25 protein-coding genes are annotated in these 23,358 nt (G+C 62.3%); 17 read left to right on the top strand and 8 right to left on the bottom strand.

Going from position 1 to position 23,358, the window contains the following annotated elements; all coding sequences use genetic code 11:
- Positions 1–172 precede the first annotated feature (172 nt).
- The gene (locus P3T21_RS09440) at positions 173–1,168 is read left to right on the top strand and encodes an aldo/keto reductase (protein ID WP_429255667.1); all 996 of its coding nucleotides are present in this window, start codon (positions 173–175) and stop codon (positions 1,166–1,168) included.
- Positions 1,169–1,236: 68 nt separating this feature from the next.
- On the opposite strand, the gene P3T21_RS09435 is transcribed toward P3T21_RS09440, so the two are convergent.
- Positions 1,237–1,647, bottom strand: coding sequence for a rubredoxin (locus tag P3T21_RS09435; protein WP_429255666.1), 411 nt, complete (start codon positions 1,645–1,647; stop codon positions 1,237–1,239).
- Between the two features lie 456 nt (positions 1,648–2,103).
- Here P3T21_RS09435 and P3T21_RS09430 point away from each other — a divergent pair, with 456 nt between their 5' ends.
- The 5 genes from P3T21_RS09430 (at position 2,104) to P3T21_RS09410 (ending at position 8,276) form a co-directional block, all read left to right on the top strand.
- Positions 2,104–3,159 (top strand): NAD(P)/FAD-dependent oxidoreductase, encoded by a 1,056-nt coding sequence (locus P3T21_RS09430; RefSeq protein WP_429255665.1) that lies wholly within the window; start codon positions 2,104–2,106, stop codon positions 3,157–3,159.
- A 182-nt stretch (positions 3,160–3,341) separates the two neighbouring features.
- Positions 3,342–3,779, top strand: a complete 438-nt coding sequence (locus tag P3T21_RS09425) for a MarR family winged helix-turn-helix transcriptional regulator (protein ID WP_429255664.1) — start codon at positions 3,342–3,344, stop codon at positions 3,777–3,779.
- Between the two features lie 39 nt (positions 3,780–3,818).
- On the top strand, positions 3,819–5,336 hold the full coding sequence (locus P3T21_RS09420; protein WP_429255663.1) for an efflux transporter outer membrane subunit: 1,518 nt from the start codon (positions 3,819–3,821) through the stop codon (positions 5,334–5,336).
- A 40-nt stretch (positions 5,337–5,376) separates the two neighbouring features.
- Positions 5,377–6,624 (top strand): HlyD family efflux transporter periplasmic adaptor subunit, encoded by a 1,248-nt coding sequence (locus P3T21_RS09415; RefSeq protein WP_429255662.1) that lies wholly within the window; start codon positions 5,377–5,379, stop codon positions 6,622–6,624.
- Between the two features lie 89 nt (positions 6,625–6,713).
- Positions 6,714–8,276: a DHA2 family efflux MFS transporter permease subunit gene (locus tag P3T21_RS09410; RefSeq protein ID WP_429255661.1), complete on the top strand. Its 1,563-nt coding sequence runs from the start codon at positions 6,714–6,716 to the stop codon at positions 8,274–8,276.
- A gap of 122 nt (positions 8,277–8,398) precedes the next feature.
- Here the strand turns inward: P3T21_RS09410 and P3T21_RS09405 are convergent, their stop codons facing one another.
- Entirely contained in the window at positions 8,399–8,749 is a 351-nt protein-coding gene (locus tag P3T21_RS09405) for a hypothetical protein (RefSeq protein ID WP_429255660.1), read from the bottom strand.
- A 434-nt stretch (positions 8,750–9,183) separates the two neighbouring features.
- Complete coding sequence (locus P3T21_RS09400) at positions 9,184–9,339, bottom strand: DUF3309 family protein (RefSeq protein ID WP_429255659.1); 156 nt, start codon at positions 9,337–9,339, stop codon at positions 9,184–9,186.
- Positions 9,340–9,853: 514 nt separating this feature from the next.
- Here P3T21_RS09400 and P3T21_RS09395 point away from each other — a divergent pair.
- Both P3T21_RS09395 and P3T21_RS09390 read left to right on the top strand, forming a co-directional pair.
- Positions 9,854–10,735, top strand: coding sequence for a MipA/OmpV family protein (locus P3T21_RS09395; RefSeq protein WP_429255658.1), 882 nt, complete (start codon positions 9,854–9,856; stop codon positions 10,733–10,735).
- Positions 10,736–10,936: 201 nt separating this feature from the next.
- Positions 10,937–11,074, top strand: a complete 138-nt coding sequence (locus P3T21_RS09390; RefSeq protein ID WP_429255657.1) for a hypothetical protein — start codon at positions 10,937–10,939, stop codon at positions 11,072–11,074.
- A 163-nt stretch (positions 11,075–11,237) separates the two neighbouring features.
- Here P3T21_RS09390 and P3T21_RS09385 read toward each other — a convergent pair whose 3' ends face one another.
- The 3 genes from P3T21_RS09385 to P3T21_RS09375 all read right to left on the bottom strand — a co-directional run bounded on the left by P3T21_RS09385 (position 11,238) and on the right by P3T21_RS09375 (position 12,889).
- Entirely contained in the window at positions 11,238–11,591 is a 354-nt protein-coding gene (locus tag P3T21_RS09385; RefSeq protein ID WP_429255656.1) for a thioredoxin family protein, read from the bottom strand.
- A 176-nt stretch (positions 11,592–11,767) separates the two neighbouring features.
- Positions 11,768–12,613: a HisA/HisF-related TIM barrel protein gene (locus P3T21_RS09380; RefSeq protein WP_429255655.1), complete on the bottom strand. Its 846-nt coding sequence runs from the start codon at positions 12,611–12,613 to the stop codon at positions 11,768–11,770.
- A 15-nt stretch (positions 12,614–12,628) separates the two neighbouring features.
- Entirely contained in the window at positions 12,629–12,889 is a 261-nt protein-coding gene (locus P3T21_RS09375; RefSeq protein WP_429255654.1) for a CsbD family protein, read from the bottom strand.
- 279 nt (positions 12,890–13,168) lie between these two features.
- Between P3T21_RS09375 and nthA the strand changes: the two genes are divergently transcribed.
- The 7 genes from nthA to P3T21_RS09340 all read left to right on the top strand — a co-directional run bounded on the left by nthA (position 13,169) and on the right by P3T21_RS09340 (position 19,061).
- Positions 13,169–13,810: a nitrile hydratase subunit alpha gene (nthA, locus tag P3T21_RS09370; RefSeq protein ID WP_429255653.1), complete on the top strand. Its 642-nt coding sequence runs from the start codon at positions 13,169–13,171 to the stop codon at positions 13,808–13,810.
- A complete protein-coding gene (gene nthB / locus P3T21_RS09365; RefSeq protein WP_429255652.1) occupies positions 13,807–14,481 on the top strand; it encodes a nitrile hydratase subunit beta in 675 nt (224 codons plus the stop codon). The genes nthA and nthB overlap by 4 nt, the downstream gene beginning before the upstream one ends.
- Before the next feature lies 1 nt (position 14,482).
- Positions 14,483–14,851 (top strand): nitrile hydratase accessory protein, encoded by a 369-nt coding sequence (locus P3T21_RS09360; protein ID WP_429255651.1) that lies wholly within the window; start codon positions 14,483–14,485, stop codon positions 14,849–14,851.
- Between the two features lie 73 nt (positions 14,852–14,924).
- Positions 14,925–15,986: a catalase gene (locus P3T21_RS09355; RefSeq protein ID WP_429255650.1), complete on the top strand. Its 1,062-nt coding sequence runs from the start codon at positions 14,925–14,927 to the stop codon at positions 15,984–15,986.
- Positions 15,987–16,077: 91 nt separating this feature from the next.
- Complete coding sequence (locus P3T21_RS09350) at positions 16,078–16,860, top strand: inositol monophosphatase family protein (RefSeq protein WP_429255649.1); 783 nt, start codon at positions 16,078–16,080, stop codon at positions 16,858–16,860.
- Between the two features lie 275 nt (positions 16,861–17,135).
- The gene (locus P3T21_RS09345) at positions 17,136–18,833 is read left to right on the top strand and encodes an FAD-dependent oxidoreductase (RefSeq protein WP_429255648.1); all 1,698 of its coding nucleotides are present in this window, start codon (positions 17,136–17,138) and stop codon (positions 18,831–18,833) included.
- Between the two features lie 12 nt (positions 18,834–18,845).
- Positions 18,846–19,061 carry a DUF2783 domain-containing protein gene (locus P3T21_RS09340; RefSeq protein WP_429255647.1) on the top strand — a complete coding sequence of 72 codons (216 nt, stop codon included), beginning with the start codon at positions 18,846–18,848 and terminating at the stop codon, positions 19,059–19,061.
- On the opposite strand, the gene P3T21_RS09335 is transcribed toward P3T21_RS09340, so the two are convergent.
- A complete protein-coding gene (locus P3T21_RS09335; protein WP_429255646.1) occupies positions 19,058–19,897 on the bottom strand; it encodes an IclR family transcriptional regulator in 840 nt (279 codons plus the stop codon). The two genes, P3T21_RS09340 and P3T21_RS09335, sit on opposite strands and share 4 nt — an antisense overlap.
- A gap of 21 nt (positions 19,898–19,918) precedes the next feature.
- Entirely contained in the window at positions 19,919–20,758 is an 840-nt protein-coding gene (locus tag P3T21_RS09330; protein WP_429255645.1) for an IclR family transcriptional regulator, read from the bottom strand.
- A 181-nt stretch (positions 20,759–20,939) separates the two neighbouring features.
- Between P3T21_RS09330 and P3T21_RS09325 the strand changes: the two genes are divergently transcribed.
- Both P3T21_RS09325 and P3T21_RS09320 read left to right on the top strand, forming a co-directional pair.
- Positions 20,940–21,899 (top strand): MBL fold metallo-hydrolase, encoded by a 960-nt coding sequence (locus P3T21_RS09325; RefSeq protein WP_429255644.1) that lies wholly within the window; start codon positions 20,940–20,942, stop codon positions 21,897–21,899.
- A 144-nt stretch (positions 21,900–22,043) separates the two neighbouring features.
- Positions 22,044–23,357: an MFS transporter gene (locus tag P3T21_RS09320; protein WP_429255928.1), complete on the top strand. Its 1,314-nt coding sequence runs from the start codon at positions 22,044–22,046 to the stop codon at positions 23,355–23,357.
- Position 23,358: the final 1 nt, after the last annotated feature.

Here is a 23,358-nt window from a genome sequence, read left to right as displayed (position 1 = left end):
GTGAACGTATTGTGAAACTGCAGGTCATGCGAACGGCAGGGCAGCAAGGTTTATTCCGCGGCGCAAGCAAATCGTAACGCAGTGGCCCGCCACACGGTCGCGGCTTAAAGGTTATCCTTTTTGCTTTGCGCGTCCAGCGCCACGCAACCTTCGTCCAGGGGAGTTCACCGTCATGCAATACTGCAAATTCGGCCGTACGGGTCTGACTGTCTCGCGTCTGTGTCTCGGCACGATGACGTTCGGCCTGCAGACTGAAGAAGACGTATCGCGCAGCATTCTCGACAAGGCGACCGAGGCCGGCGTCAATTTCATCGATACCGCCGATGTCTATCCACTTGGCGGCGGAGAGAATTACGCCGGCCGCACCGAGGAAATCGTCGGGCGCTGGCTGAAGGGCAAGCGCGACCGCTACATCCTCGCGACCAAGGCGGTCGGCAAGGTCGGGCCGTCGTCATGGGATCAGGGCGCATCGCGCAAGCACCTGCTGGATGCAATCGATGCGTCGCTGCGGCGGCTCGGCACCGATTACGTCGACCTGTATCAACTGCACTCCGACGATGCCGAAACGCCGCTCGACGAAACGCTCGAAGCGCTCGACGTCATCGTGCGCTCGGGTAAGGCGCGCTATGTCGGCGTGTCGAATTTTCTGGCGTACCGGCTCGCGCGGGCGCTGGGTCGCGCGGATGTGTTGCGCGTGGCGCGCTTCGTGTCGCTTCAGCCTCGCTACAACCTGCTGTTCCGGCAGATCGAGCGTGAACTGCTGCCACTCGCAGGCGAAGAAAACCTCGCGGTGATTCCGTACAATCCGCTCGCGGGCGGCCTGCTGACCGGCAAGCACCGGCACGACGCGCCGCCGGCTGCGGGGCGCTTCACGAACACCGTCGGCAAGGCCGGCGCGATGTATCAGGAACGGTACTGGCACAAGCGCGAATTCGAAACCATCGACACGCTTCGCGACATCGCAGCACAAACCGGAGAATCGCTGACCATGACGTCTGTGGCATGGGTGCTCGCGAATCCGCGCATCACGTCGGCGATTATCGGCGCGAGCCGGCCGGATCAGCTGGCCGACACGCTTGCTGCAGCCGACCTCACGCTCGATGCCGAACTCAAGGCGAAGCTCGACGATGCGACCGTCGAGTATCGCTGGGGCGACGCTGCGCGATAGGCTGCGTTCCGTTGCGCTGCGAGCCCAATGCGCTCACGTCTCCCGAACGCGCCGAAGCCGCGCTTGCGTCAGAACTCGACCAGCGCGAAGTCTTCCTTGCCCACGTCACACAGCGGGCAGCGCCAGTCATCGGGGATATCCACCCAGCGCGTGCCGGGCGCGATGCCATCGTCGGGCACGCCTGCGGCTTCGTCGTAGATCCAGCCGCAGATCACGCATACCCATTGCTTGAGCGCATCGGCCGGTGAAGCCGCAGCGGCCGCGTCCGTCGATGCACCATCCACCACCGGCGTTGCATCGAGGCTCACCACGAGCGGCGCGGCTGTTCCCGCTTCACTAACGGCGAGCCGCGTCTGAAGTGCGTGCAGCAGGGATTGCGCTTCCTGCGCGGTGAGATCGATCCAGTAGGGATCGCCGGCGCCGTCGTTGAGCCGCTCCGGCGAAAACTGGATTTCTACCGCTACGCCTTTTTTGTACATGGCGATGAAGATTCGACGCTGTCCGGGGACTAGATCAGCGCGCTCGCCAGCATGGAGCCGATGATGCCGACGGCTGCCACGATGCCGAGGATCTGCATGAGGGTGAGGGACTTACGGGGAGTGGAAGTAGGGGAAGAAGAAGTCACGAGCAATGTCTGTTGAAGTGCGGAAACCCGACATTATCAACCATCCCGCCGGTTCGATTGAATACTGGGTGTAGATGAAGCAATTCCTGAGTGTCGTTTGAGCGTCGTTCGACGACTGCGCGGCGTGTGCCTGATCCCGGACTAACCTGGCTTAACCTGGCTTAGCCCCGCTCACGATATGGCCGGAACGGCCGGCCATCAAGGCCTGACGGCCTTACCGGGCGTGGTGTCTTGGTTGCCCCGAGCGGGTCGCTTCTGTATGTTGGGTCCATCGACGCGTAATCCACGCGCCCGGCGACAGGAGTCCAGAATGAGTTTCGAAGTGAACGGATCGGCGAGCAGCCCGGTACGTACCGACGTTTTGATCGTCGGCGCAGGGCCGGTCGGGTTGTTTGCGGCGTTCGAGGCCGGCGTGATCGGTCTGTCGTGCCAGATCGTCGATGTGCTGACGCGGGTGGGTGGCCAGTGCGTCGAACTGTATCCCGACAAGCCGATCTACGACATTCCCGCGATTCCGTCGTGCACGGCGCGCGACCTTGTCGACCGGCTGATGACGCAGATCCGCCCGTTCGACGTGCCGATCCATCTGGAGCAGCGCGTCGAAACCGTCGAGCGGCGCGACGACGGACGCTGGATCGTCACGACCGGTCGCGGGCTCGTCTTCGATGTCGCTGCCATCATGCTGGCGGCCGGCAATGGCGCGTTCGTGCCGCAGCGCATCACGCTCGACGAAGCCACGCCCCTCGAAGGGCGCCACGTTCATTACAGCGTCCCCGATGTCTCGCGGTTCGCCGGCCGCACCGTGGTGGTGGCCGGTGGCGGAGATTCGGCGCTCGACTGGGCATTGGCGTTACGGGGCGTTGCGCGCCGCGTGACGCTGGTTCATCGGCGCAATGGCTTCAGCGCGGCCGCGGCGAGCGTCGAGCAGATGAAGCGGGCGGTTGAAGCAGGCGAAATGGACTTCATGGTCGGCGCGATCGGTGCGCTGAACGCGCCCGGCGGCACGCTCGAATCGATCGACATCAAGCAGATTGGCGGTACGGCACAACTCGAAGCTGAGCACGTGATCGCGCTGTATGGCCTCGTTGCCGACCTCGGGCCCATCGCGACCTGGGGTATCGAAGGCGTCGCGGGCCGGCTTAACGTCGACACGTCGAACTACGAAACCTCGCGCCCGGGAATCTTTGCTGTCGGCGATGTGGCGAACTACCCGAACAAGCAGAAGCTGATTCTGTCGGGCTTTCACGAAGCTTCGCTGGCGCTGCGCAAGGCCTATACGTACGCGTATCCGGATAAAAAGCGCGTCCATGTGCATTCGAGCTACGACACGAAACTCGCCGAACGTGTCGCCGCGACAGCGGGTTAGGGCGGTCGCACCTGCGCTGCCCTGATCCGCGGCCAAACGGTCCCGGCCAGCGCAGCTCCGCCGGGCGAGCATCGATCCTTTTACGGCAATCCTCGAACGCTGTGATCTTCGTTGTTACAATTTCCCTTTGACAGTATCTGATTTTGCAGATATTGTGTTTTCCAACAAGGGAGGACACGGTCATGGAGCACTACTCGAAAGACGGCTTTATGTTGACGCATAGCATTGGCTTTGCGATCAACAAGGCACGCAACATACTGGTGTCGGAGATGGACGCCGCCCTCAAGGACCTCGATATCACGAGCCAGCAAATGGGCATCCTGCTGTCGTTGAAGCGCGGCATCGCCACCACGCCGTTCGAGCTGTCGAAGCTGCTCGGCATCGACACGGGCCTGATGACGCGCATGCTCGACAAGCTGGAAACCAGGGGCTTGCTCGAACGCTCACGCAGTCTGGAAGACCGCCGCGTCGTCAATCTGACGCTCACGGAGAAAGGCGAGGAAGTCTCCGCGAAGATCCCCGAAATCGCACCGGCGGTGCTGAACAACCGCCTGAAAGATTTCTCGAAGGCCGAGTTCAAGGAAATGCAGCGTCTGCTGCTGAAGTTTGTCGCCGATTGAACGGCATTTTTTTTGTCCAAATATCTGACGAGTCAGAAGATGAAATCACAGTTAAATCGCAACGTAGCCATGACGCGAATCGCGAAGGTCGGCGTGAGCGTGATCTTCGCGGCAGTGCTGTCGGCCTGCGCGAATTACGCGGGCATTCATAGCGACAAGGAAATGGCTCAACCGCAAACTTTCGCGACGCAGCAGAGCCTGCCGGCAGAAGCGGGTCACTGGCCTGCAGCCGACTGGGTCGACCAGTTCGGCGATGCGCAGCTGAAGGCGCTGCTCGTCGAAGCCCTGAAGGGCAGCCCGACTCTCGAACAGGCGCGTGCCCGGGTCGCCGCGGCTTCGGCCTACAGCGAAACGGCGAAGGCGAACACGCTGCCGCAGGTGGGCGCGTCGTACGCGTTCACGCGTCAGCAGTATTCGGGCACCGCGCTCGTGCCGCCGCCAGTGGGCGGATCGTGGCAGTCGGAAAACAAGGGGCTGCTCAGCGCGTCGTACGACCTCGACCTGTGGGGCAAGAACCGCGAAGCGCTGAAGGCGTCGATGTCGGATGTGCAGGCGAGCGAAGCCGATGCCGAAGTCGTCAAGCTGACCTTGAATGCATCGATCGCGCGCTCGTATAACCAGCTGGCGCGCCTCTACGTCCTGCGTGACATCGCCCAGCAAGAGATCGACCAGCGCACGCAGATTGACCGCATCACGGCAGGCCGCATCGCTACTGGCCTCGATACCGAAGTCGAACGCAAGACCGCGCTGGCGAACCTCGCGACGAGCCGCGCTGCGCTCACCGCGATCGACGGCAACATTGTCACGACACGTTATCAGATCGCCGCGCTGCTCGGCGCCGGTCCTGACCGTGGCCTCACGATTGCCCGGCCGACGCTCGGCATCGGCGACCAGGTGAATCTGCCGGACAACCTGCCCGCCGATCTGGTGAGCCGTCGGCCGGATCTGACCGCCGCGCGTTGGCGCGTCGACGCGATCACGCACGAAGTGAAGGTCGCGAAGGCTGAGTTCTATCCCGACATCAACCTGAGCGCCGCAATCGGCCTCGATGCATTCGGCTTCGGCCGCTTGCTGACGGCGGCGAGCCGTACGGCATCGGTGGGTTCGGCGATCCATCTGCCGATCTTCGACGGCGGCGCACTGCGCGCGCAGCTGAAGGGCCGTTATGCCGACTTCGACTACGCGGTTGCTACGTACAACCAGACGCTGGTGACGGCGCTGTCGGAAGTCGCGACGCAACTCGCCGAAGTCCGCTCGACGGATGCGCAACTCGTCGATGCACAGGTGGCGCAGGACAACGCCCGCAGTGCCGACCAGCTCGCGATCACGCAGTACAAGGCGGGGCTCACGAACCAGCTGACGGTACTCAACGCCGACATGAACGCGCTGTCCGCCGACCAGACCGTCGCGAATCTGAAGATGAGCCGTCGCGACCAGCAGATCGCGCTGGCTGTCGCACTCGGCGGTGGTTACACCGACACGTCCGATGCCGGCAGCGGCAAGTCGAACAGCACCGCATCTGTAGCGCAAGCCAACCCCGTCGTTGCCGCGCAATAAAGAGCGCGACACGTTCACGAACCCAGTCAGGAGAACCAACATGAGCGACACGATCAAAACCGGCCGGACGACGGCGGAAGAACAACCGAAACAGGCCAACGCGCAGAACCCGGGCAAGCGCAAGCTGATGCTCACGCTGCTTGCTGCAGCAATCGCGGCAGGAGCCGCAGGGTGGGGCACGTACTACTACACGACGGGTCGTTTCCATGAGTCGACGGACGACGCATATGTCAGCGGCAACCTCGTGCAACTGACACCGCAGGTGAGCGGCACGGTCGTCGCCGTCAACGCGGACGACACGCAGATCGTGAAGCAGGGCGATCCAGTCGTGACGCTCGATAACGCCGACGCAAAGGTCGCGCTAGGTAACGCCGAAGCCGTGCTCGGCCAGACGGTCCGTCAGGTAAGCGGCCTCTACGTCAACAACGACTTCTACGCAGCAACCATCGCGCAGCGCGAGGCCGATCTCACACGCGCCAGCGATGACCTGAAGCGTCGTCAGGCTGTGGCCGACACCGGCGCCGTCTCCGGTGAAGACATCTCTCACGCCCGCGATGCGGTGAATTCCGCGCAGGCCGCACTCGACGCCGCCCGTCAGCAGGCCGAAGCCAATCACGCGCTGACCGACCGCACGTCGATCGAACAGCATCCGAACGTGCAGGCCGCCGCGTCGAAGGTCCGCGACGCCTACCTCAGCTACGCACGCAACACGTTGCCGGCGCCGGTGACGGGCTACGTCGCGCGCCGCTCGGTGCAGGTCGGCCAGCGCGTCGCTCCGGGCACGCCGATGATGGCGATCGTTCCGTTGAACGGCGTGTGGGTCGATGCCAACTTCAAGGAAGTGCAACTGAAACACATGCGCATCGGCCAGCCGGTGACGCTCACCGCCGACGCCTACGGTTCGAAGGTGAAGTATCACGGCCGGGTAGTGGGCTTTTCCGCTGGCACGGGCGCAGCGTTCGCCGTATTGCCCGCGCAGAACGCGACCGGCAACTGGATCAAGGTCGTGCAACGTCTGCCGGCGCGTATCCAGCTCGATCAAGCCGAACTCAACGCACACCCGCTTCGCATTGGCCTCTCGATGGACGTCGAAGTCGATACGCACAACGAAACCGGCACGCAGCTCGGCGCAGCGGTGAACACCTCCTATCGCACGGACGTATTCGCTGAATACGGTGCACAGGCCGACGCGGAAATCGCAAAGATCATCGCGCAGAACATGCCGGCAAGCCGTCCTGTTGCAGCCGCAGCGGTGCCCTTGTCTGCGTCGAAGCGCAAGGCCGGCTAATTTTCGTTACGCATTTTTTTATCCGAATATCTGACAAGTCAGAAGCAATGAAGCGCTTCTGATCGACAGGCTCCCAGACTGGTGACGCAATGAATCCCTCGACGCATTCCGCTCCGCTCCCGCCCCTGACCGGTGGCAAGCTCGTTCTCGCGACACTTGCCGTGGCACTCGCCACATTCATGAACGTGCTGGATTCGTCGATCGCGAACGTTGCGATTCCGACGATCTCCGGCAACCTGGGCGTTTCCGTCGACGAAGGCACGTGGGTCATCACGCTCTTCGCCGCCGCGAACGCGATTGCGATTCCGCTGACCGGATGGCTCACGCAGCGCGTCGGCCAGATCAAACTGTTCGTGTGGGCGATCCTGCTGTTCGTGCTGTCGTCGTGGCTGTGCGGCATCGCGCCGACGCTGCCGATCCTGCTCGGCGCGCGGATCCTGCAGGGCGCAGTCGCGGGTCCGCTGATTCCGCTGTCGCAGGCCATCCTGCTCGGCTCGTATCCGAAGGAAAAGAGCTCGCACGCGCTCGCGTTGTGGGCGATGACCGCGACGGTCGGCCCGATTGCCGGCCCGGCGCTCGGTGGCTGGATCACCGACAGCTACTCGTGGTCATGGATTTTCTACATCAATATTCCGGTCGGAATTTTTGCTGCCGGCGTGACGTGGCTTATCTACCGCACCCGCGAGACACCGACGCGCAAGTTGCCCATCGACAAGGTCGGTCTGCTGTCGCTGGTTGCATGGGTGGGTTCGCTGCAGATCATGCTCGACAAGGGCAAGGACCTCGACTGGTTCCATTCGCCGGTGATCGTCGCGCTCACGGTGTTCGCAGCCATCAGCTTCGTCTTCTTCGTGATCTGGGAGTTGACGGAAAAGAATCCAATCGTCGATATCAAGCTGTTCGCAGGACGTAACTTCCTCGGTGGCACGGTGGCGATTTCGGTGGCGTATGCGGTGTTCTTCTCGAACCTCGTGATCCTGCCGCAGTGGATGCAGGCCTACCTCAACTATCGCTCAGTCGATGCAGGTCTCGCGACGGCGCCGCTTGGCATCTTCGCGGTGATCCTCGCGCCGGTGATGGCGAAAATCATGCCGAAGTCCGATGCACGGGTCCTGGCTACGCTGGCGTTCCTCGGTTTTGCCGCCGTGTTCTTCATGCGCTCGCACTATACGACCGGCGTGGACACTTACACGCTTGTGTTGCCGACGCTGCTGCAAGGTATTCCCACTGCGCTCTTCTTCGTGCCGCTGACCGCGATCATTCTGTCGGGTCTGTCGCCGGACAGGATTCCGGCCGCAGCGGGCCTTTCGAACTTCGTGCGGGTGTTTGCGGGTGCGGTGGGTACTTCGCTTGTCGCGACGGGCTGGAACGACCGGACGATCCTGCATCACGCCCAACTGGCCGAACAGACGAGCGTGAACAACCCGACCTTTACTGGCGCGATCGATTCACTGCAAAGCGCGCTCGGCGGTGGCACGCCGCAAGCGATGGCGTTCTTCGAACGCTCGCTGAACACGCAGGCGGCGATGCTTGGGTTGAACGATATCTTCTGGCTGTCGGCGGTGATCTTTGTCGCGATCGTGCCGCTCATCTGGCTGACGAAGCCCAGCAAGGCTGGTGGTGCAGCGGCGGCTGGGGCGGGCGGTCACTGATGCATCGATAAGGCGCGAAAAGCGCTGCTGGAAATGCCACCGGCCTCGCGAAGAGGCCGGTTGGACTTTTGGCGGAGGCGTTGTCACTGCATCTCTGACACCGCCCGCCTGATTCGACGCACTCAGTGAAGTGCAGCAGGCTGGCTCTTCAACGAAGGCCGGCTGTTAAGCGCGACGAGGAACGTGCTGAAGTTATGCGACCACGGGTTATAGCCGGCCAGATCCTGCATCAGCGTCTGCAGCAGTTCGGGCGCAACGTCGCGATCGAATTCATCTTGCTGCGTCCGCCGGATACGCGCAACGAGTTCTTCATCGACGATCACGACGAGGTCGCGCGGATAACCGCCCGGTCGCGGCCGGTTAGCCGGACGGGCGTGACGGATACAGAATTCGCGTTCTGCGAGGCGTGTGATGGAGCTTTGTGGAACGAGAGTCGTGAGGATGCCGCACATGCGACTGGCAAAGTCATCCATTTTTGTGATCCTTAGTCCTGTAGACGGGTTCGAGGAAATTCGCCGAATCAGCCGCGAAACCTGACGCCTGCACGCGTGGATGTTGTCGTTTTGCAGCAGACGGTCAGGTCAGACCATTTCGCTTCGGTGCGTTGGATGGTGCAGGAATCGTGCCATCTGGAGGGCCACTGCTGGCGCGGCGCCCGGTGCCCTTGTGGGCATGGCTCGACGGGATTGAGTCGCGCTTGATGGTGTGCGCGTGCTTTGTCGGTAATGAAAAAACTGCATACACTGAGGGCAGGTTTTACGTTGTGTTACGCATTTTTCGCCGTTGTTTCTGGGGCGCGAACACACCTGTGGGTCGCGTCCATGGCACTTGACTGCCGTCGAGATTGCGGTTGAGTCGATGCGCGGCGCTGATCGATCGCGCGATAGCGCCCGCGAGAAGGACCTGGTTATATCTGACCCATCACGACCAGCACCACCACGATGATGACGACGATGCCCAGTGTGCCGGTAGGCGCATATCCCCAGGAACGGCTGTGGGGCCACGTCGGGAGCGCGCCGATGAGGAGAAGAATCAGCACGATCAGAAGAATGGTTCCTAACATACAACCTCCAGTCGATGAGAGGTATCTCCCGCGACGGCACACACGACCACTGTGCCGGACGAATAACCTCGGTGCGTTGCATCGAGCAAACCACATACCCATCGCCGGCGGCGAAAACACATTGTTGCCAGTTCGCCGGAATGGTTACGATCGGTGCCCTTCGGCGAACCCGGCGTCGCGTCGGTGCCGGTGCCTGCATCTCCACCGGTACCTGCATCTCCACCCGTGCCCGTTTGCTACGTTCACGCGGACAGGAACGGTATTTGCGCAATGGCGCGTACCGCGACGCGCGCGTCATCCATCGTTGATGGCTCGAATGGCTGCCGCAGTTGATCTGCCTTAACCCGTCAGTCCACGCGATCGATCGATGAAGACGCTGCCGCAGTGGGTGAGAAAGTCACGGCAATTGAAAAATGGCATCGGGCAGCGCAGCAGTGGCCTCAATGTGGTTGCTCGCGCATCTACCCGGAACGAACGATGCAGATTTCCCCCAGGAACGGGGACCGGAGGCTTCATGTTGAATGGCAGCGCGTTACGCCGTGACAGGATGCGCCGCGCGCCGAAACTGACGGCGATGCTGTCAGTGGTGGTATCGATCACAATGCCCGTCACCGCGCGGGCGCAGACTCCATCGCCGCTTGCCGAATGGCAATACTCGGTGGGCCTTCCGCTAGAAAAACTTTTCGACGCGCCGATACCGCAATGGCAGACGCGGCTCGGTCTCGCGGTGACGGTGCGACCCAGATACGACGGCGCCGCGAACTATCACGCGCTCGTTGGACCAGCCATCGATGTGCGTTATCGCGACCTGTTCTTCCTCTCCACGGGGGAAGGGCTCGGTGTCAATCTCGTGAGCACCACGCACTGGCGCGCGGGCCTCGCGATCACGTATGACCTCGGACGCCGTGCCGAGGACAACTCGGGCCATCTCGACGGCATGGGCAACATCAATCCAGCGCCCGAGGCGAAGCTCTTTGCTGAGTACGCGGTCTCGAAGACGTTTCCGCTCGTGATACGCGCCGATATCCGCCGCAATCTCGGTGGCTCTGACGGCTGGATCGGCGACCTTGGCGCCTATATGCCATTGCCGGGCAGCTCGGAGAAATTCTTCTGGTTTGCGGGCCCGAATCTGGTTTTTGCCGACTCGCGGTATATGCAGACCTGGTACGGTGTCAGCAGCCTTCAGTCGGCGCGTTCCGGTTATCCGCGATACGACGCTAGCGCGGGGCTGAAATCGGTGGGCTTTGGTGTCAGCGCGATCTGGTTTTTCCAGAAGCACTGGTTCGTGACAGGCGACGCCGGCATACAGCAACTGGTCGGCGATGCGGCGCGCAGTCCCATCACGCAAAAGGCAAGTAACGCCGTATTCGATTTCTCATTCAACTACCAGTTCTGAGGCAGGGCACGCGCATCGAGAAGGAGCGCGTCCGGGCCGAGTCGCTGGAAGAGCCTGAGGTGGCACGGACCGCGTGATTCGGACTGCATGGAACGACAAACAGGCAGGTATTTTGTTTTGTTGCGCTGCGACATGATGGAGTTATAATAAGGGTAATTACCTAGGTAGTTACCCCCCCCCATATAACTCTCGGAGTCCATCATGAACAACGCTACCACCGCCTCGGCTACCGCCAATACCAGCTGGTTCGCCCGCTTTCGCGCCCTGGCCGTTGATGCGCTGAACATGCACTTGCAGACGTGCGCGATCGTCGCTGAAGCGCTTCGCCGTCCCCAATGAGGGCTGTCTGGCGGAAGCGCGGCATGGTTGCCGCGCTTTCGGCCTGATCCAGTTTCTGCGCTTCGTCGTCTGTTCCCGCTTTCCCGATTGATCCACACGCTACGTTTCGCACGTAGTCCAGGCTCTGCTTCGTGGAGCAGCATCGCTGGTTACAAATCGCATATCAGCCGGTTCTGCGGTCTCTCTCTGTTTCATCAAACAGCGCGGTAAATCCTTCATCGACAGCGGTGACGCTGCCTGGCCGCACAACGCGCGCGACTTCGACACCGTCACGCAGAAAGACCAGCGTCGGCCATAGCTTGATCTTGAATGAGCGGCCGAGAGGCCGGCCCGGACCGTCTTCGATCTTCAGATGACGCACGTCGGCATGCTGTTTGAACGCCTTTCCGATTGACGACTGCGCGCCCTGACAGAAACCGCACCAGTCGGTGCCGAATTCGAGCACGGCTGCGCCTGTCAGCGCGTCGACCTGCGCACGCGTTGGGGCCGTTGGCGAGTAGGCGGTGGAAGTTGCCATTTTTTCTCCGGTGTCGGTTTGGGCGGCCCGCGCGTGGCGCGGCGGCCGCGGTCAACGCGGTTGGGTTATGCGACATCAAGCACAATTTATCGCAAAACGCTGTGCGCTTCAGACGTCGCCTTGATTGGCGCTATCGCCGATGCCGCTGATACCAGCGATACCACCGATATCTCGCGTCACGTCCGCGGCGCGGAACCTGTTCCGTCTGAAGCGGCCGGAATCCTGCGATCGTGCAGTGCGGATGCGATCAGCCACGCATGCGCGCCGGCGGCTTCGGCGGCGCGCAGATCGTCGGTGTCGCGCACGCCGCCGGCGCCGATAATCTGCCGGGTGCCCGCGCGACGCTGAACGTCGGCGATCGCAGCGAGGTCGGGTCCGTCGAACGAACCCACGCGTTCCAGCGACATCACGATCACCCGTGACGGCCAGCCCGATGCATCGGTCCAATGCGTGATGTCGCCCAGTGGTGCGTCGTGTCGGCGATCCAGCGAAAGAATTGCTTCATACGGAATCCCGTTGTTGACGATTTCGGGCAGCGCCGCGGTTCGCGACGACTGCCCCGATGGCGACTGCGACTTCGATAGAGACCCTGATTGCGAATGTGATTGCGATTGCGAACCCGACCGCCCATCGCGTAGCGCATCCTGCGTAGCGCTAGCCACCAGCGACTCGCTGCCGAAAACCGGTGTCACGTTCGCGCCCGCATCGTCAAGCGGCGCGATCAGCGCGTACGCCGCGACGGCACCCGCAAAACCCGCATCGATCCACAGTTCGATGCCAGGCACGGCCAGCGCCAGCCGCATCAACGCGTCTCGCTGAGGCTTACCACGCATGATGCCGTCAAGATCCGCCACATACAGAATCGAAGAAGCGGTGTAGTCGAGCAGGGCGCGCGCTACGTCGACAGGATCGCTACCCCTGCAGAGTTGCGACTCAACCGGCCGATAAAGGCTGCGCTCGCCCCGCACCGCACGCACGGCCGCTCCGTCGAGCACATCGATAACTGGAATGATCTGCAGCATGCGCGTGAACGCCAGCTACCTGCGGTCTCCTGCGCGCCATACCAGGCCCACGACAAAACCGGCCAATGCGGCAAGCGTCAGTGTGGTGAGCGGTTTTTCGACCGTTGCGTCCCGCAACATCGCGCAGGTGTCGGCGCACAACTGCTCCGCCTTACCGCGGAATTCGCGCGCCTTACCGGCAAGCTGGGCCGATGAATCGCCGGTTATGCCGCCAGCGGCATCTTCGACTTTCCCTGCTACGTCATCAACAACGCCTTCAGTTTTACCCGTTTCCATGCCAGTGCTCCCTGTGTCCGTTGACCCTCTGTGCGCAGCGAAGTCGGAAGATCGCGCGCAGCCTCCGACGTCTTCACGAGATAATGCTCCACATACGCCTCGTCGACGTCGCCCCTGTGTCTTCCGGTAGCGAACTGCGCGCGGCGGGATAAAGAATATCCTCTTCAATCATCGCGTGGATGGGGACGCGGCGAAGCGTCCGGCCGGTTCGCCCCGTTTGCAATTGCGTGGTGCGGCAACCATACTGGTTTTGTCTAACGATCTTCCGGGCGGCATTCGATGAACGATCACGACCACAACCATGACCATGACCACGAGGGCAGTGCGCTGCCGGAAATGGACCTGCGCGTGCGCGCGCTGGAATCGCTGCTGGTCGAAAAGGGTTACGTCGATCCGAAAGCGCTCGACGTTCTGATCGAGACGTACGAGCACGACGTCGGGCCGCGTAACGGCGCGCGTGTGGTCGCGAAGGCGTGGTCCGACCCGGCGTTCCGTCGCTGGCTGCTCGACGATGCCACTGCCGCGATCGCGTCGCTCGGTTACACAGGTCGTCAGGGCGAGCACATGGTCGCGCTGGAAAACACGCCGGCCGTTCACAACATGGTGGTCTGCACGTTGTGCTCGTGCTACCCGTGGCCGGTCCTCGGTTTGCCGCCCGTCTGGTACAAGTCGGCGCCATACCGGTCGCGCGCAGTGATCGATCCGCGCGGCGTACTGCAGGAGTTCGGCTTCGAGTTGCCCGCGGAAGTCGAATTTCGCGTATGGGATTCGACCGCCGAGGTCCGCTATCTGGTGCTGCCAATGCGTCCTTCCGGAACCGATGGTTTGAGCGAGGACGAACTCGCTGAACGGGTAACGCGCGATTCGATGATCGGCACCGGTTTGCCACTCGCGCACGCACCGCAACGGAGGCAGGCATGAACGGCGTGCACGATCTTGGCGGCATGCAGGCGTTCGGCCCGGTTCATCCGGAGGCCGAGGGCGCGCCGCTTTTTCACGCGGGATGGGAACCGCGGGTGCTCGCGATCACGCTCGCCATGGGCGCGACTGGCAAGTGGAACATCGACACCTCGCGTGCCACGCGCGAAAGCCTGCCGCCGGCGCAATACCTCGCGAGCAGCTATTACGAAATCTGGTTCGAGGGGCTCAGGAAGCTGCTGCACAGTACGGGCCTTGCGACCGCCGCGGAAATCGAATCGGGAAAGATGCAGATCGCTGCAGCGCCGCTTCCTCGCGTGCTGATGGCCGATCAGGTGAAGGCTGCGCTACTGCGTGGCAGCCCGGTCACGCGGCCGGCAACCACCGGAGCGCGCTTCCAGGTGGGCGATGCCGTGCGGACCCGTCAGCTGAATCCGTCGACACATACACGGCTGCCGCGCTATTGCCGCGACAAACGTGGGCAGATCGTTGCTGTCCACGGCGCGCACGTGTTTCCGGATACGAATGCAATCGGGCAGGGCGAGCAACCGCAATGGCTCTATACGGTGCGCTTCGATGCCGTCGAACTTTGGGGGCCGGACACGACGGCGTCGTCGGTATGCGTCGATTGCTGGGAGCCCTATCTCGACAATGCCGACACGCGGGCGCCCTGACATGAATCCCCTTGAACCGGATCTGCGCGAACTGCGCATTGTGTTGCCCGGGTTGCCGTGTGGCGAAAGCGGACCGGTTTTTGACGCGCCCTGGGAAGCCCAGGCGTTTGCCATGACGCTGGCGTTGCACGAGCGCGGCATGTTCACATGGACGGAATGGGCGCACGCCCTGAACGAGGCGATTCTCGACGCACAACGCGCCGGCGATCCGGATCGCGGCGACACGTACTACGTGCACTGGTTGACCGCGCTCGAACGCATCACGACGGCCAAAGGGCTCGTGTCCATCGACGGTCTCGCGCAGCGCCGGAACGAATGGGACGCGGCAGCGCGACGCACACCGCATGGTCAACCGATCGAACTCGAATGATGCTGCTTGCCTGCGCGAATCCACGTGACGGCTCTCGTCTTGACGTAATGCGCCGCCTGAAAGGAGCTGGAAGATGGCAAACGACATCCCCGAAATGCCGCCCGGCACAGGAACCGGCTGGATCGACCGGCGCGAAGACGCGGCCGTGATCGCCGCGCTCATCGCGAAGATCGGCGAGCAGCAGGCGACGATTGCAGCCAGTGACAAAACGCATTCGGACGGACGCATCGATCGCGGTCAGCACCAGAAACAGTTGCTCGGTGCGTTCGGCACGCTGCGCCTCTTCGACACCGTGCCCGAAATACTCAGGCAAGGTCCTTTTGCGCCGGAAGTTGTGGCAACAGCGCCAGTCAGTTATCGCGTTGCCTGCCGGATATCGAATGGCCAGCCGTGTCCTTTCTCCGACCGTGCACCCGATGTGCGCGGCGTCGCGCTCAAGTTTTTCACGCATCAAGGCGTCGAAACCGATCTGCTGATGACCAGCGAGGGCGGTCGATCGCACGCGAGAAACGCGGTGCAGTTCATGGACTTCGCCGATGTGCTTGTCGCGCAGATCGCGAAGGGTGCAACGGGCGCGCTGGAACAGTTTTCGCGTGAACTGCTCGACGGCAAGTTCGGGCTCGTCGAAGCGGCCCGCATCGTCGCGGTTCTCGCCAGGGAGACCACGCTGCGCACGGTAGACAGCGTGGCGACGGAGCGATTCTGGGGCTCTGTCGTCAGGCTTGGCGATGTCGCGTTCAAGTACTCGCTGCAGCCGCACGATACGACGGTGCAGGGCACGCAGGCGGACCGCGAAAGCGACAACTACCTTCGCGAAGACATTCTCAGCCGTCTCTATGGCGGCCCGGTCAGATGGCAGCTTTGCGTGCAGCTATTCATCGATGAAGCGAGCACGCCGGTACAGGATGCATCGGTCGCGTGGGTGGGAACGTTGATTCCAGTCGGCGAGCTGGAAATTCCAGCACGGCCTTCCGCCGACGATGAAGTGTCTGTCAACCAGATGGCGTTCAACCCTGCAAATGGTTTTGAGCCGCTCGGGATCACGCATGCACGACGCGATGTCTACGCTGCGAGCGCCGCAAATCGCAAGGACCGTGGCGTCCTTTCCAGCGATGAGGCGCGACGATTGCTTTGAAGGCCTTGTCTGCGTTTGCAGAAGCGGTGTGTGTAATGCGCGCCGCGAATTGCACCAGCGAGGCGTGTTTTTGACGACTGGAGATTAAGGAATGAATGAGGTCGCAATGCATCTTCGCCTGCTGGCGGCCTGCGCGATAGCGCAGGAGGCAGGGTATCTCGTGCGAAGAAGATTCCTCGAACGAGACGACGCACTCAAGCTCAAGTTCAAGGGTCCACAAGACTATCTGACCGAGACCGATGCCGAGGTCGAAAAGCTCGTCGCGCTGCGGCTTTCGCAGGCGTTTCCCGAAGACGGCTTCTTCGGCGAGGAAGGCGGCGGCGCATTGAGCGAGAGCGTCTGGATCGTCGATCCGATCGATGGCACCGCTGATTTCGCGCGTGGCGTCGCTTACTTTTGCGTGTCGATCGCGTTCGTCCATGAAGGGCGTACGCAGATCGGCGTGCTCTATGACCCGATGGCTAACGAACTGTTCGTCGCGCGTCGCGGTTGCGGCGCGACGCTCAACGGTCGCCCGATGAAGGTGAGCACGATCGACGATCCGCGCCAGTCCATCGTTGAACTCGGCTGGTCGCCGAGGGCGCCGTTCGAACACTATCTGAAGGTGGCGACGCGCCTGAATGACCTGGGCGCGGGTATCAAGCGGTGCGGCTCGGGCGCGCTCGGTCTCGCGTACGTGGCCGCGGGCCGTCAGGATGCGTATTGTGAACTGCACATCAACGCATGGGATGCGGCGGCCGCCGTGCTGCTGATCGAGGAAGCCGGTGGATGGACGAACGATTTCCTCACGAAAGAGTGCCTGCTGAAGGGCAATCGCGTGATCGGATGTACGCCGAAGCTGCGCGAGGCGCTTGAGGACGCAATGAATGTGTGACAGGCGGGGGATCGGAGCCAGCTTCTGATCCAGCGTTTTGGAGGGTTGCGGGACACAACCAGCCTCACTCAGAAGAACACGCGGGCGCGGACGTTTTACGTCTGGCGCCCGCTTTCTTTTCCGACGCGGATTCCATTCGTTGCCGTGCGTACCAGCCCATGCCTGGGGTAAACACATATTTGCGTATAACAAAACATTTATACAATGACTAATAATTAGCCGAAGGCAATCTTGTTTGCTATGGGCTAGTCAGGATCAAGGCAATCGGAGACGCCATGCAGACGGACTATCAGACCCTGCGCTTTAACTATGAGCGGGCCGCAGAGCACGACGCGGGGACGCCTGCGCTGTATCCGGTGGTCGTCGTCGGCGCGGGTCCGGTCGGCCTCGCCGCAGCGATCGATCTCGCGCAGCAGGGTGTGCGCACCGTACTCGTCGACAACGACGACACACTCTCCAGCGGCTCGCGCGCAATCTGTTTTGCCAAACGCACGCTCGAAGTGTTCGACCGCCTTGGATGCGGCGACAGAATGATCGAGAAGGGCGTCAGCTGGAATGTCGGCAAGGTCTTCCTGCACGACGAACTCGTCTACACATTCAATCTGTTGCCCGAAACCGGCCACTCACGCCCGGCGTTTATCAACCTGCAGCAGTACTACGTCGAAGGCTATCTGGCCGAGCGCGCGATGCAGCTGGACAACCTGCAGATGCGCTGGAAGAGCACGGTCACGGGATTGACCCAGCACGACGATTACGTCGAACTGCAGGTGGACTCGCCCGACGGCGTCTATGCGCTGCGCGCGCAGTACGTCATCGCCGCCGATGGTTCGCGCAGCGCAGTGCGCCGCGCGATGGGCCTCGATAGCCGGGGCCGGACGTTCAAGGATCGCTTTCTGATCGCCGACGTGAAAATGAAGGCGTCGTTCCCTAGCGAACGCTGGTTCTGGTTCGATCCGCCGTTCCACCGCAACCAGTCGGTGCTGTTGCATCGTCAGCCTGACAACGTCTGGCGCATTGATTTCCAGCTTGGATGGGACGCCGATCCCGTTGCGGAAAAGCAGCCGGAGAAGGTGATTCCGCGCGTCAAGGCATTGCTTGGCAACGATGTCGAATTCGAACTGGAATGGGTGAGCGTCTATACGTTTTCGTGTGTGCGCATGGAGAGCTTCCGGCATGGCCGCGTGCTGTTCGCGGGTGATTCCGCGCACGGCGTTTCGCCGTTCGGCGCGCGCGGTGCGAATAGCGGCGTGCAGGATGCGGACAACCTCGCGTGGAAGCTGCGGCTCGTCGTGAATGGCGATGCGCCGCCTTCGTTGATCGACACGTATGCGTCTGAACGCGAATACGCTGCCGACGAGAACATCCGTAACTCAACGCGCGCCACCGATTTCATCACGCCAAAGAGCCCGATTTCGCGCATGTTCCGCGATGCGACGCTCAAGCTCGCGAAGGATTGTCCATTCGCGCGACGCATGGCGAACAGCGGCAGGTTGTCGGTGCCGACGGTGCTGCGCAGCTCGCCCCTCAATACACCCGACGAAACCGCTGATGCCTTTTCATGTGCGATGGTCCCGGGCGCAGTGTGCACAGACGCACCGGTGAACGTGAATGGCCGTGAAGCGTGGTTTCTGCACCAGACGGGCGGTGGCGCATTCACCGGTGTCTATTTCTGCGGCCCTGGCGACGACGTGGCCGCGTGCGCGACGCAGCTCGACGCACTGGCGAAACTGCCCGTGCCCGTGCGTTCGTTGATCGTGGTTCCGCGCGGCACGAGACTGGCGGGCCCGGACGCTGTTAAAACGCCTGACGTCACCGTCATCGAGGATATCGAGGGCATCGTCAACGACCGCTTCGACGCGCGGCCCGGCACGTTCTATCTGCTTCGGCCCGATCAACACGTCTGTGCACGCTGGCGCGCGCTCGACGTCGCGTCGGTCACGGCCGCGCTTGATCGCGCGACGTGCAACGGATAAAGGATCACGACCATGACACGGTTGAACACTGAACTGAACATCGCCGACCCGGATGCGTTCTACGAAAAACTCATCGACACGCATAACGGGCTCTCCGAAGAAGAGAGCCATTTCCTGAACGCGAAGCTCGTGCTGCTGCTCGCGAATCATATCGGCGACGCCGAAGTATTGAGCGAAGCGCTGACGCTGGCGCGTGCTGGCGTAAGCAGCGAGGACGCTGCTGACTAGCGCCCGCTCATCCACCCGAAACGCCACGACAGACGCTGCGTCGCGGCGAGCAGTTGCTGGGCATTTTCGCCGCGCAGGCTGCGGTCGAAGTCTCCCGACGAGCCGATCAGCGCCATCACGAGCCGGATGCTTCCTGTGTGATCGAACACCGGCGCGGCGAGCGTCCCGATGCCGGGAACCGGCGCATCGAACGCGTCATCGATGCCTGCTTCACGTATCCGGGCGAGCCGCGATCGATAAGCCGCACGCAGCGTAGCCGCACTTTTCTTCGACGGCGCGATGGCGTCGGCCAGGTCGGCGCCTGCGAGGCGGATGGATTCCTGCGGCAGCAAACCGATCAGCACGTCTTCCGAAAGATAAGCGGCAAATACGCGGCCCATTGCCGTGTTGACCAGCGACATCACCGTGCCGACGCGCAGGCTCACGTGCTGCGGCTGCGACGATTCCTCCAGGCGGATCACGGTTGGCCCGAGCGGCCCGAGCGTCGCAGCGGCGACACTCATTCCGGATTCAGCCGCGAGTGTTGCGATCTCGGGTTCGGCTTCGCGCATCGGCGAAAGACGCTGCAAGGCGATCAGGCCCAGTTCCAGGCCGAGCGGCCCGGGGCTGAAATATCCGGCATCGTCGCGACTGAGCAAGCCGATCTTCAGCAGGCTGACGAGGTGCGGAAACGCCTTCGCCGCCGCCATGCCGGCGTCGGCGGCCAGATCGCGCAGCGACAGCGGCCGGCCCGCCGCAACCAGCGCAAGCAGGAGCTCCCCCGTGTTGTCGAGCGAGTTGATGCCGCGCTGTGCTTTCGCGTCGCCGGTGATGGAAAGGGAGCCGTCTGGGGTCATGAGGGACTCGGTGGTATCGGTTCAGGCACGGTTGACGAGTGCATCGGCGACGCGCTGCGCGGTGTCGCGCAACGCGTGCGCTACGGCGCCATTCCAGGCGACGTCGATCGATCCGGACGGGCCGATCACCGTCAGCGCGAGTTGCATGCGGCGCTCCGCGTCGAAGACAGGCACGCTCAGGCTGCTGATGCCGGGGCTCGGCGCATCAATGCCGCGTTCCATGCCGCGCGCGCGGATCTCGTCGAGGCGGGCGCGCATAGGCGCATCGAAAGAGGGCTCCGCAGGGGCATCGACGCCGCTGACGGTCGTCGTGCGACCGGCGGTGCGTGCCTGGCTCTGTCGCATGGCCGCGACCTGCGCGGGCGCGAAGAACGCGCAGAACACGCGTCCAGTCGATGTCGCCTCGAGCGACATCACTGTGCCGACATGAAGATTGACGTGTAGCGGAAAACCACCGCGCTCGTATCGCACGATGGTCGGCCCCTGCGTGCCCGCAACACAGACGGCGACGCTGAAGCCGACCGCTTCAGCCAGCGCGGCGGCTTGCGGCACGGCGACATGGTAGGCGGGTTGCTGCTCGATATGCAGCAACCCGAGCCGCAGCGCGAGCGGGCCCGGCTCGTAACTGCCGGTCAGCGCATCGCGCTTGACGAGGCCAAGCCGCGTGAGGCTCACGAGATACGTGTAGGCCTGCGCCGCGGAGAGTTGCGCCGCGCTCGCGAGTTCGCTCAGGCCGAGCGGCGCGCGATGACGTGCCAGCGCATCGAGCAGACGGCCGCCGACCTCGACGCTCTGGATCCCGCGCTGCTTTTTCCCGGCGGACGTATCGGCGGGATTGCTCTCGATGTCTTCGGTCTTCACGGCTTTGCCAATTGGAATGTCTCGTACAGGAACCACAGGATGGTATCCGATCCCGGCGGCGTCACATATCGATCGGAGTTTACCCGAGTTTAGTTCACAGCAAAGACATTTGTCATTGACAAATTATAACGATCGGCCGACCATGGCTTCATCCCCACACCGGGCGGCAATGGAGACAGACATGGCAAAGGCATTTGCATCGCAGGCGGATCTCGAAGAGAAGAAGATCACGTTCACGCAGCTTTCGGAGAACGCGTACGCGTACACCGCGGAAGGCGATCCGAATTCCGGCGTGATCATCGGTGACGACGGCGTGCTGATCGTCGACACGACGGCGACCCCGGCGATGGCGCAGGACCTGATCGCGAAGATCCGCAGCGTCACCGACAAGCCGATCAAATACGTGGTGCTGTCGCACTATCACGCGGTGCGCGTGCTTGGCGCATCGGCGTATTTCGCGGAGGGCGCGCAGCAGATCATCGCGAGCCGCGGCACGTACGAGATGATCGTCGAGCGCGGCGAGCAGGACATGAAGTCGGAGATCGAGCGCTTTCCGCGTCTGTTTGCGGGCGTCGAAAGCGTTCCTGGTTTGACGTGGCCCACGCTCGTGTTCGAGAAGGAAATCACGCTGTGGCTCGGCAAACTCGAAGTGAAGATCGCGCATCTCGGCTCGGGTCACACGAAGGGCGACACGGTGGTGTGGCTGCCGTCGCAGAAGGTGCTGTTCTCGGGCGACCTGGTCGAATACGACGCCGCCTGCTATTGCGGCGACGCACAGCTCGAACAGTGGCCGACGACGCTCGAAGCCTTGCGCGCGCTCGGTGCTGAAAAGCTCGTTCCGGGTCGCGGGCCGGCATTGCTGTCACCGGCTGACGTGCACAAGGGCATCGACTACACGAAGGATTTCGTCACGACGCTGCTTAAAGCAGGTCGCGAAGCGTACGAGCAGAAGCTCGACCTGAAGGGCGCAATGGCGCACACGCGCAAATCGATGGATCCGAAGTTCGGTCACGTGTTCATCTACGAGCACTGCCTGCCGTTCGATGTGTCGCGGGCCTTCGATGAGGCGAGCGGCGTGACGCATCCGCGCGTCTGGACCGCGCAGCGCGACAAGGAAATGTGGTCCGCGCTGCAGGATTGATGTAGCGGTCAGATTCCTCCTGCGAAAGGCGCCTCGCGCTTTTCGCGTCCCTTGAAGACAAAAAGACGCATAGACGTCTGGGCAAAACACGTCCTTAAAAAACGACGCGTTTTGCGTGCGGAGCGAGACATGCCTGAATCCTTCATGGCCGATACACCGGCTTACGTGACCGATGCAACCGAAGAGCACGCGATGTTCCGGAAGGTCGCGTGGCGCATCATTCCTTTCCTGTTTCTTTGCTACGTCGTTTCGTTTCTCGACCGGATCAATATCGGCTTCGCGCAGTTACAGATGAAGCACGATCTGGGTTTCAGCGACGCGATGTATGGCCTCGGCGCGGCGGTATTCTATGTCGGCTACGTGCTGTGCGAAGTGCCCAGCAACATCCTGCTTGCGAGATTCGGCGCGCGTCGGACCTTCACGCGGATCATGCTTTTGTGGGGACTCGCGTCGGTATGCATGATGTTCGTCTCGACGCCGGCGCATTTTTATATCCTGCGCTTCATGCTCGGCGTATTCGAAGCGGGCTTCTTTCCGGGCATCGTGTTGTACCTCACGTACTGGTTTCCGGTGAATCGTCGTGCCGCTGTCATGTCGGTGTTCTTTGCAGGTGTCGCGGTTGCAGGCGTGCTTGGCGGTCTCTTCTCCGGCTGGATCATGCGCGATATGGGCGGTGTAATGGGCCTTTTCGGCTGGCAGTGGATGTTTGCGATCGAAGGTGCGCCCGCAGTGATTCTGGCGTTCGTCGCGTTGTTCTGTCTGGTCGACAGGCCGCATGACGCAACGTGGCTCACAACGCCACAGAAAGATCGCCTCGTAGCACTCTGCGCGCGAGGTCAGGCCGCAAACGCGGCGCACGACGGCCGGCGTTTTCTTGACGCGCTTCGCGATCCACGTGTCTATCTGTTCGCGTTCATCTATTTTTCGCTGACGTGTGCTTCGCTGACGCTCAACTTCTGGATGCCGCTGATGATTCGCGACTTCGGCATCAAGGACGTCGTCTCGGTCAGCCTCTATACGGTCGTACCGAATGCGATCGGCGCAATTGGACTCATCCTGATTGCGCGTCGTTCGGACCGCACCGGTGAACGACGCAAACATTTCGCGTTCTGCACGATCGGCGGTGGACTGGCACTGGCTGCGCTGACGCTTCATCTGAACAGCTTTCCTGCGATGCTCGCGATTCTTTCGCTTGCCTGCGTGTTGATCTTCGCGGCACTGCCGATATTCTGGTCGGTGCCTCCGAGCTATCTGCCCGGCAAGGCGGCCGCTTCCGGTATCGCGTTTATCAGCAGCGTCGGGATCACGAGCGGCATTGTGAGCCCATGGGTGATTGGTCAGATCCGTACGAGTACGGGCAGCATGGATATCGCCGTGTATCTTCTTGCCGGGCTACTCGTGCTGAGCGGCGTGGCGTTGATGGCTGGCGTCAGGGCGGATTTCGCGAAGGTGCGTTAAA

The sequence above is a fragment of the Paraburkholderia sp. GAS334 genome, assembly GCF_050436625.1.
Lineage (GTDB): Bacteria > Pseudomonadota > Gammaproteobacteria > Burkholderiales > Burkholderiaceae > Paraburkholderia.
Note: the sequence above shows the minus strand (reverse complement) of the source record. Positions and strands in the feature narration are given on the sequence as shown.

What these genes read in the sequence shown, in the direction of transcription:
- P3T21_RS09440 (WP_429255667.1), top strand. Translation starts at nt 173, where the DNA reads ATGCAATACTGCAAATTCGGCCGTACGGGTCTGACTGTCTCGCGTCTG.
- P3T21_RS09435 (WP_429255666.1), bottom strand. Translation starts at nt 1,647, where the DNA reads ATGTACAAAAAAGGCGTAGCGGTAGAAATCCAGTTTTCGCCGGAGCGG.
- P3T21_RS09430 (WP_429255665.1), top strand. Translation starts at nt 2,104, where the DNA reads ATGAGTTTCGAAGTGAACGGATCGGCGAGCAGCCCGGTACGTACCGAC.
- P3T21_RS09425 (WP_429255664.1), top strand. Translation starts at nt 3,342, where the DNA reads ATGGAGCACTACTCGAAAGACGGCTTTATGTTGACGCATAGCATTGGC.
- P3T21_RS09420 (WP_429255663.1), top strand. Translation starts at nt 3,819, where the DNA reads ATGAAATCACAGTTAAATCGCAACGTAGCCATGACGCGAATCGCGAAG.
- P3T21_RS09415 (WP_429255662.1), top strand. Translation starts at nt 5,377, where the DNA reads ATGAGCGACACGATCAAAACCGGCCGGACGACGGCGGAAGAACAACCG.
- P3T21_RS09410 (WP_429255661.1), top strand. Translation starts at nt 6,714, where the DNA reads ATGAATCCCTCGACGCATTCCGCTCCGCTCCCGCCCCTGACCGGTGGC.
- P3T21_RS09405 (WP_429255660.1), bottom strand. Translation starts at nt 8,749, where the DNA reads ATGGATGACTTTGCCAGTCGCATGTGCGGCATCCTCACGACTCTCGTT.
- P3T21_RS09400 (WP_429255659.1), bottom strand. Translation starts at nt 9,339, where the DNA reads ATGTTAGGAACCATTCTTCTGATCGTGCTGATTCTTCTCCTCATCGGC.
- P3T21_RS09395 (WP_429255658.1), top strand. Translation starts at nt 9,854, where the DNA reads ATGTTGAATGGCAGCGCGTTACGCCGTGACAGGATGCGCCGCGCGCCG.
- P3T21_RS09390 (WP_429255657.1), top strand. Translation starts at nt 10,937, where the DNA reads ATGAACAACGCTACCACCGCCTCGGCTACCGCCAATACCAGCTGGTTC.
- P3T21_RS09385 (WP_429255656.1), bottom strand. Translation starts at nt 11,591, where the DNA reads ATGGCAACTTCCACCGCCTACTCGCCAACGGCCCCAACGCGTGCGCAG.
- P3T21_RS09380 (WP_429255655.1), bottom strand. Translation starts at nt 12,613, where the DNA reads ATGCTGCAGATCATTCCAGTTATCGATGTGCTCGACGGAGCGGCCGTG.
- P3T21_RS09375 (WP_429255654.1), bottom strand. Translation starts at nt 12,889, where the DNA reads ATGGAAACGGGTAAAACTGAAGGCGTTGTTGATGACGTAGCAGGGAAA.
- nthA (WP_429255653.1), top strand. Translation starts at nt 13,169, where the DNA reads ATGAACGATCACGACCACAACCATGACCATGACCACGAGGGCAGTGCG.
- nthB (WP_429255652.1), top strand. Translation starts at nt 13,807, where the DNA reads ATGAACGGCGTGCACGATCTTGGCGGCATGCAGGCGTTCGGCCCGGTT.
- P3T21_RS09360 (WP_429255651.1), top strand. Translation starts at nt 14,483, where the DNA reads ATGAATCCCCTTGAACCGGATCTGCGCGAACTGCGCATTGTGTTGCCC.
- P3T21_RS09355 (WP_429255650.1), top strand. Translation starts at nt 14,925, where the DNA reads ATGGCAAACGACATCCCCGAAATGCCGCCCGGCACAGGAACCGGCTGG.
- P3T21_RS09350 (WP_429255649.1), top strand. Translation starts at nt 16,078, where the DNA reads ATGAATGAGGTCGCAATGCATCTTCGCCTGCTGGCGGCCTGCGCGATA.
- P3T21_RS09345 (WP_429255648.1), top strand. Translation starts at nt 17,136, where the DNA reads ATGCAGACGGACTATCAGACCCTGCGCTTTAACTATGAGCGGGCCGCA.
- P3T21_RS09340 (WP_429255647.1), top strand. Translation starts at nt 18,846, where the DNA reads ATGACACGGTTGAACACTGAACTGAACATCGCCGACCCGGATGCGTTC.
- P3T21_RS09335 (WP_429255646.1), bottom strand. Translation starts at nt 19,897, where the DNA reads ATGACCCCAGACGGCTCCCTTTCCATCACCGGCGACGCGAAAGCACAG.
- P3T21_RS09325 (WP_429255644.1), top strand. Translation starts at nt 20,940, where the DNA reads ATGGCAAAGGCATTTGCATCGCAGGCGGATCTCGAAGAGAAGAAGATC.
- P3T21_RS09320 (WP_429255928.1), top strand. Translation starts at nt 22,044, where the DNA reads ATGGCCGATACACCGGCTTACGTGACCGATGCAACCGAAGAGCACGCG.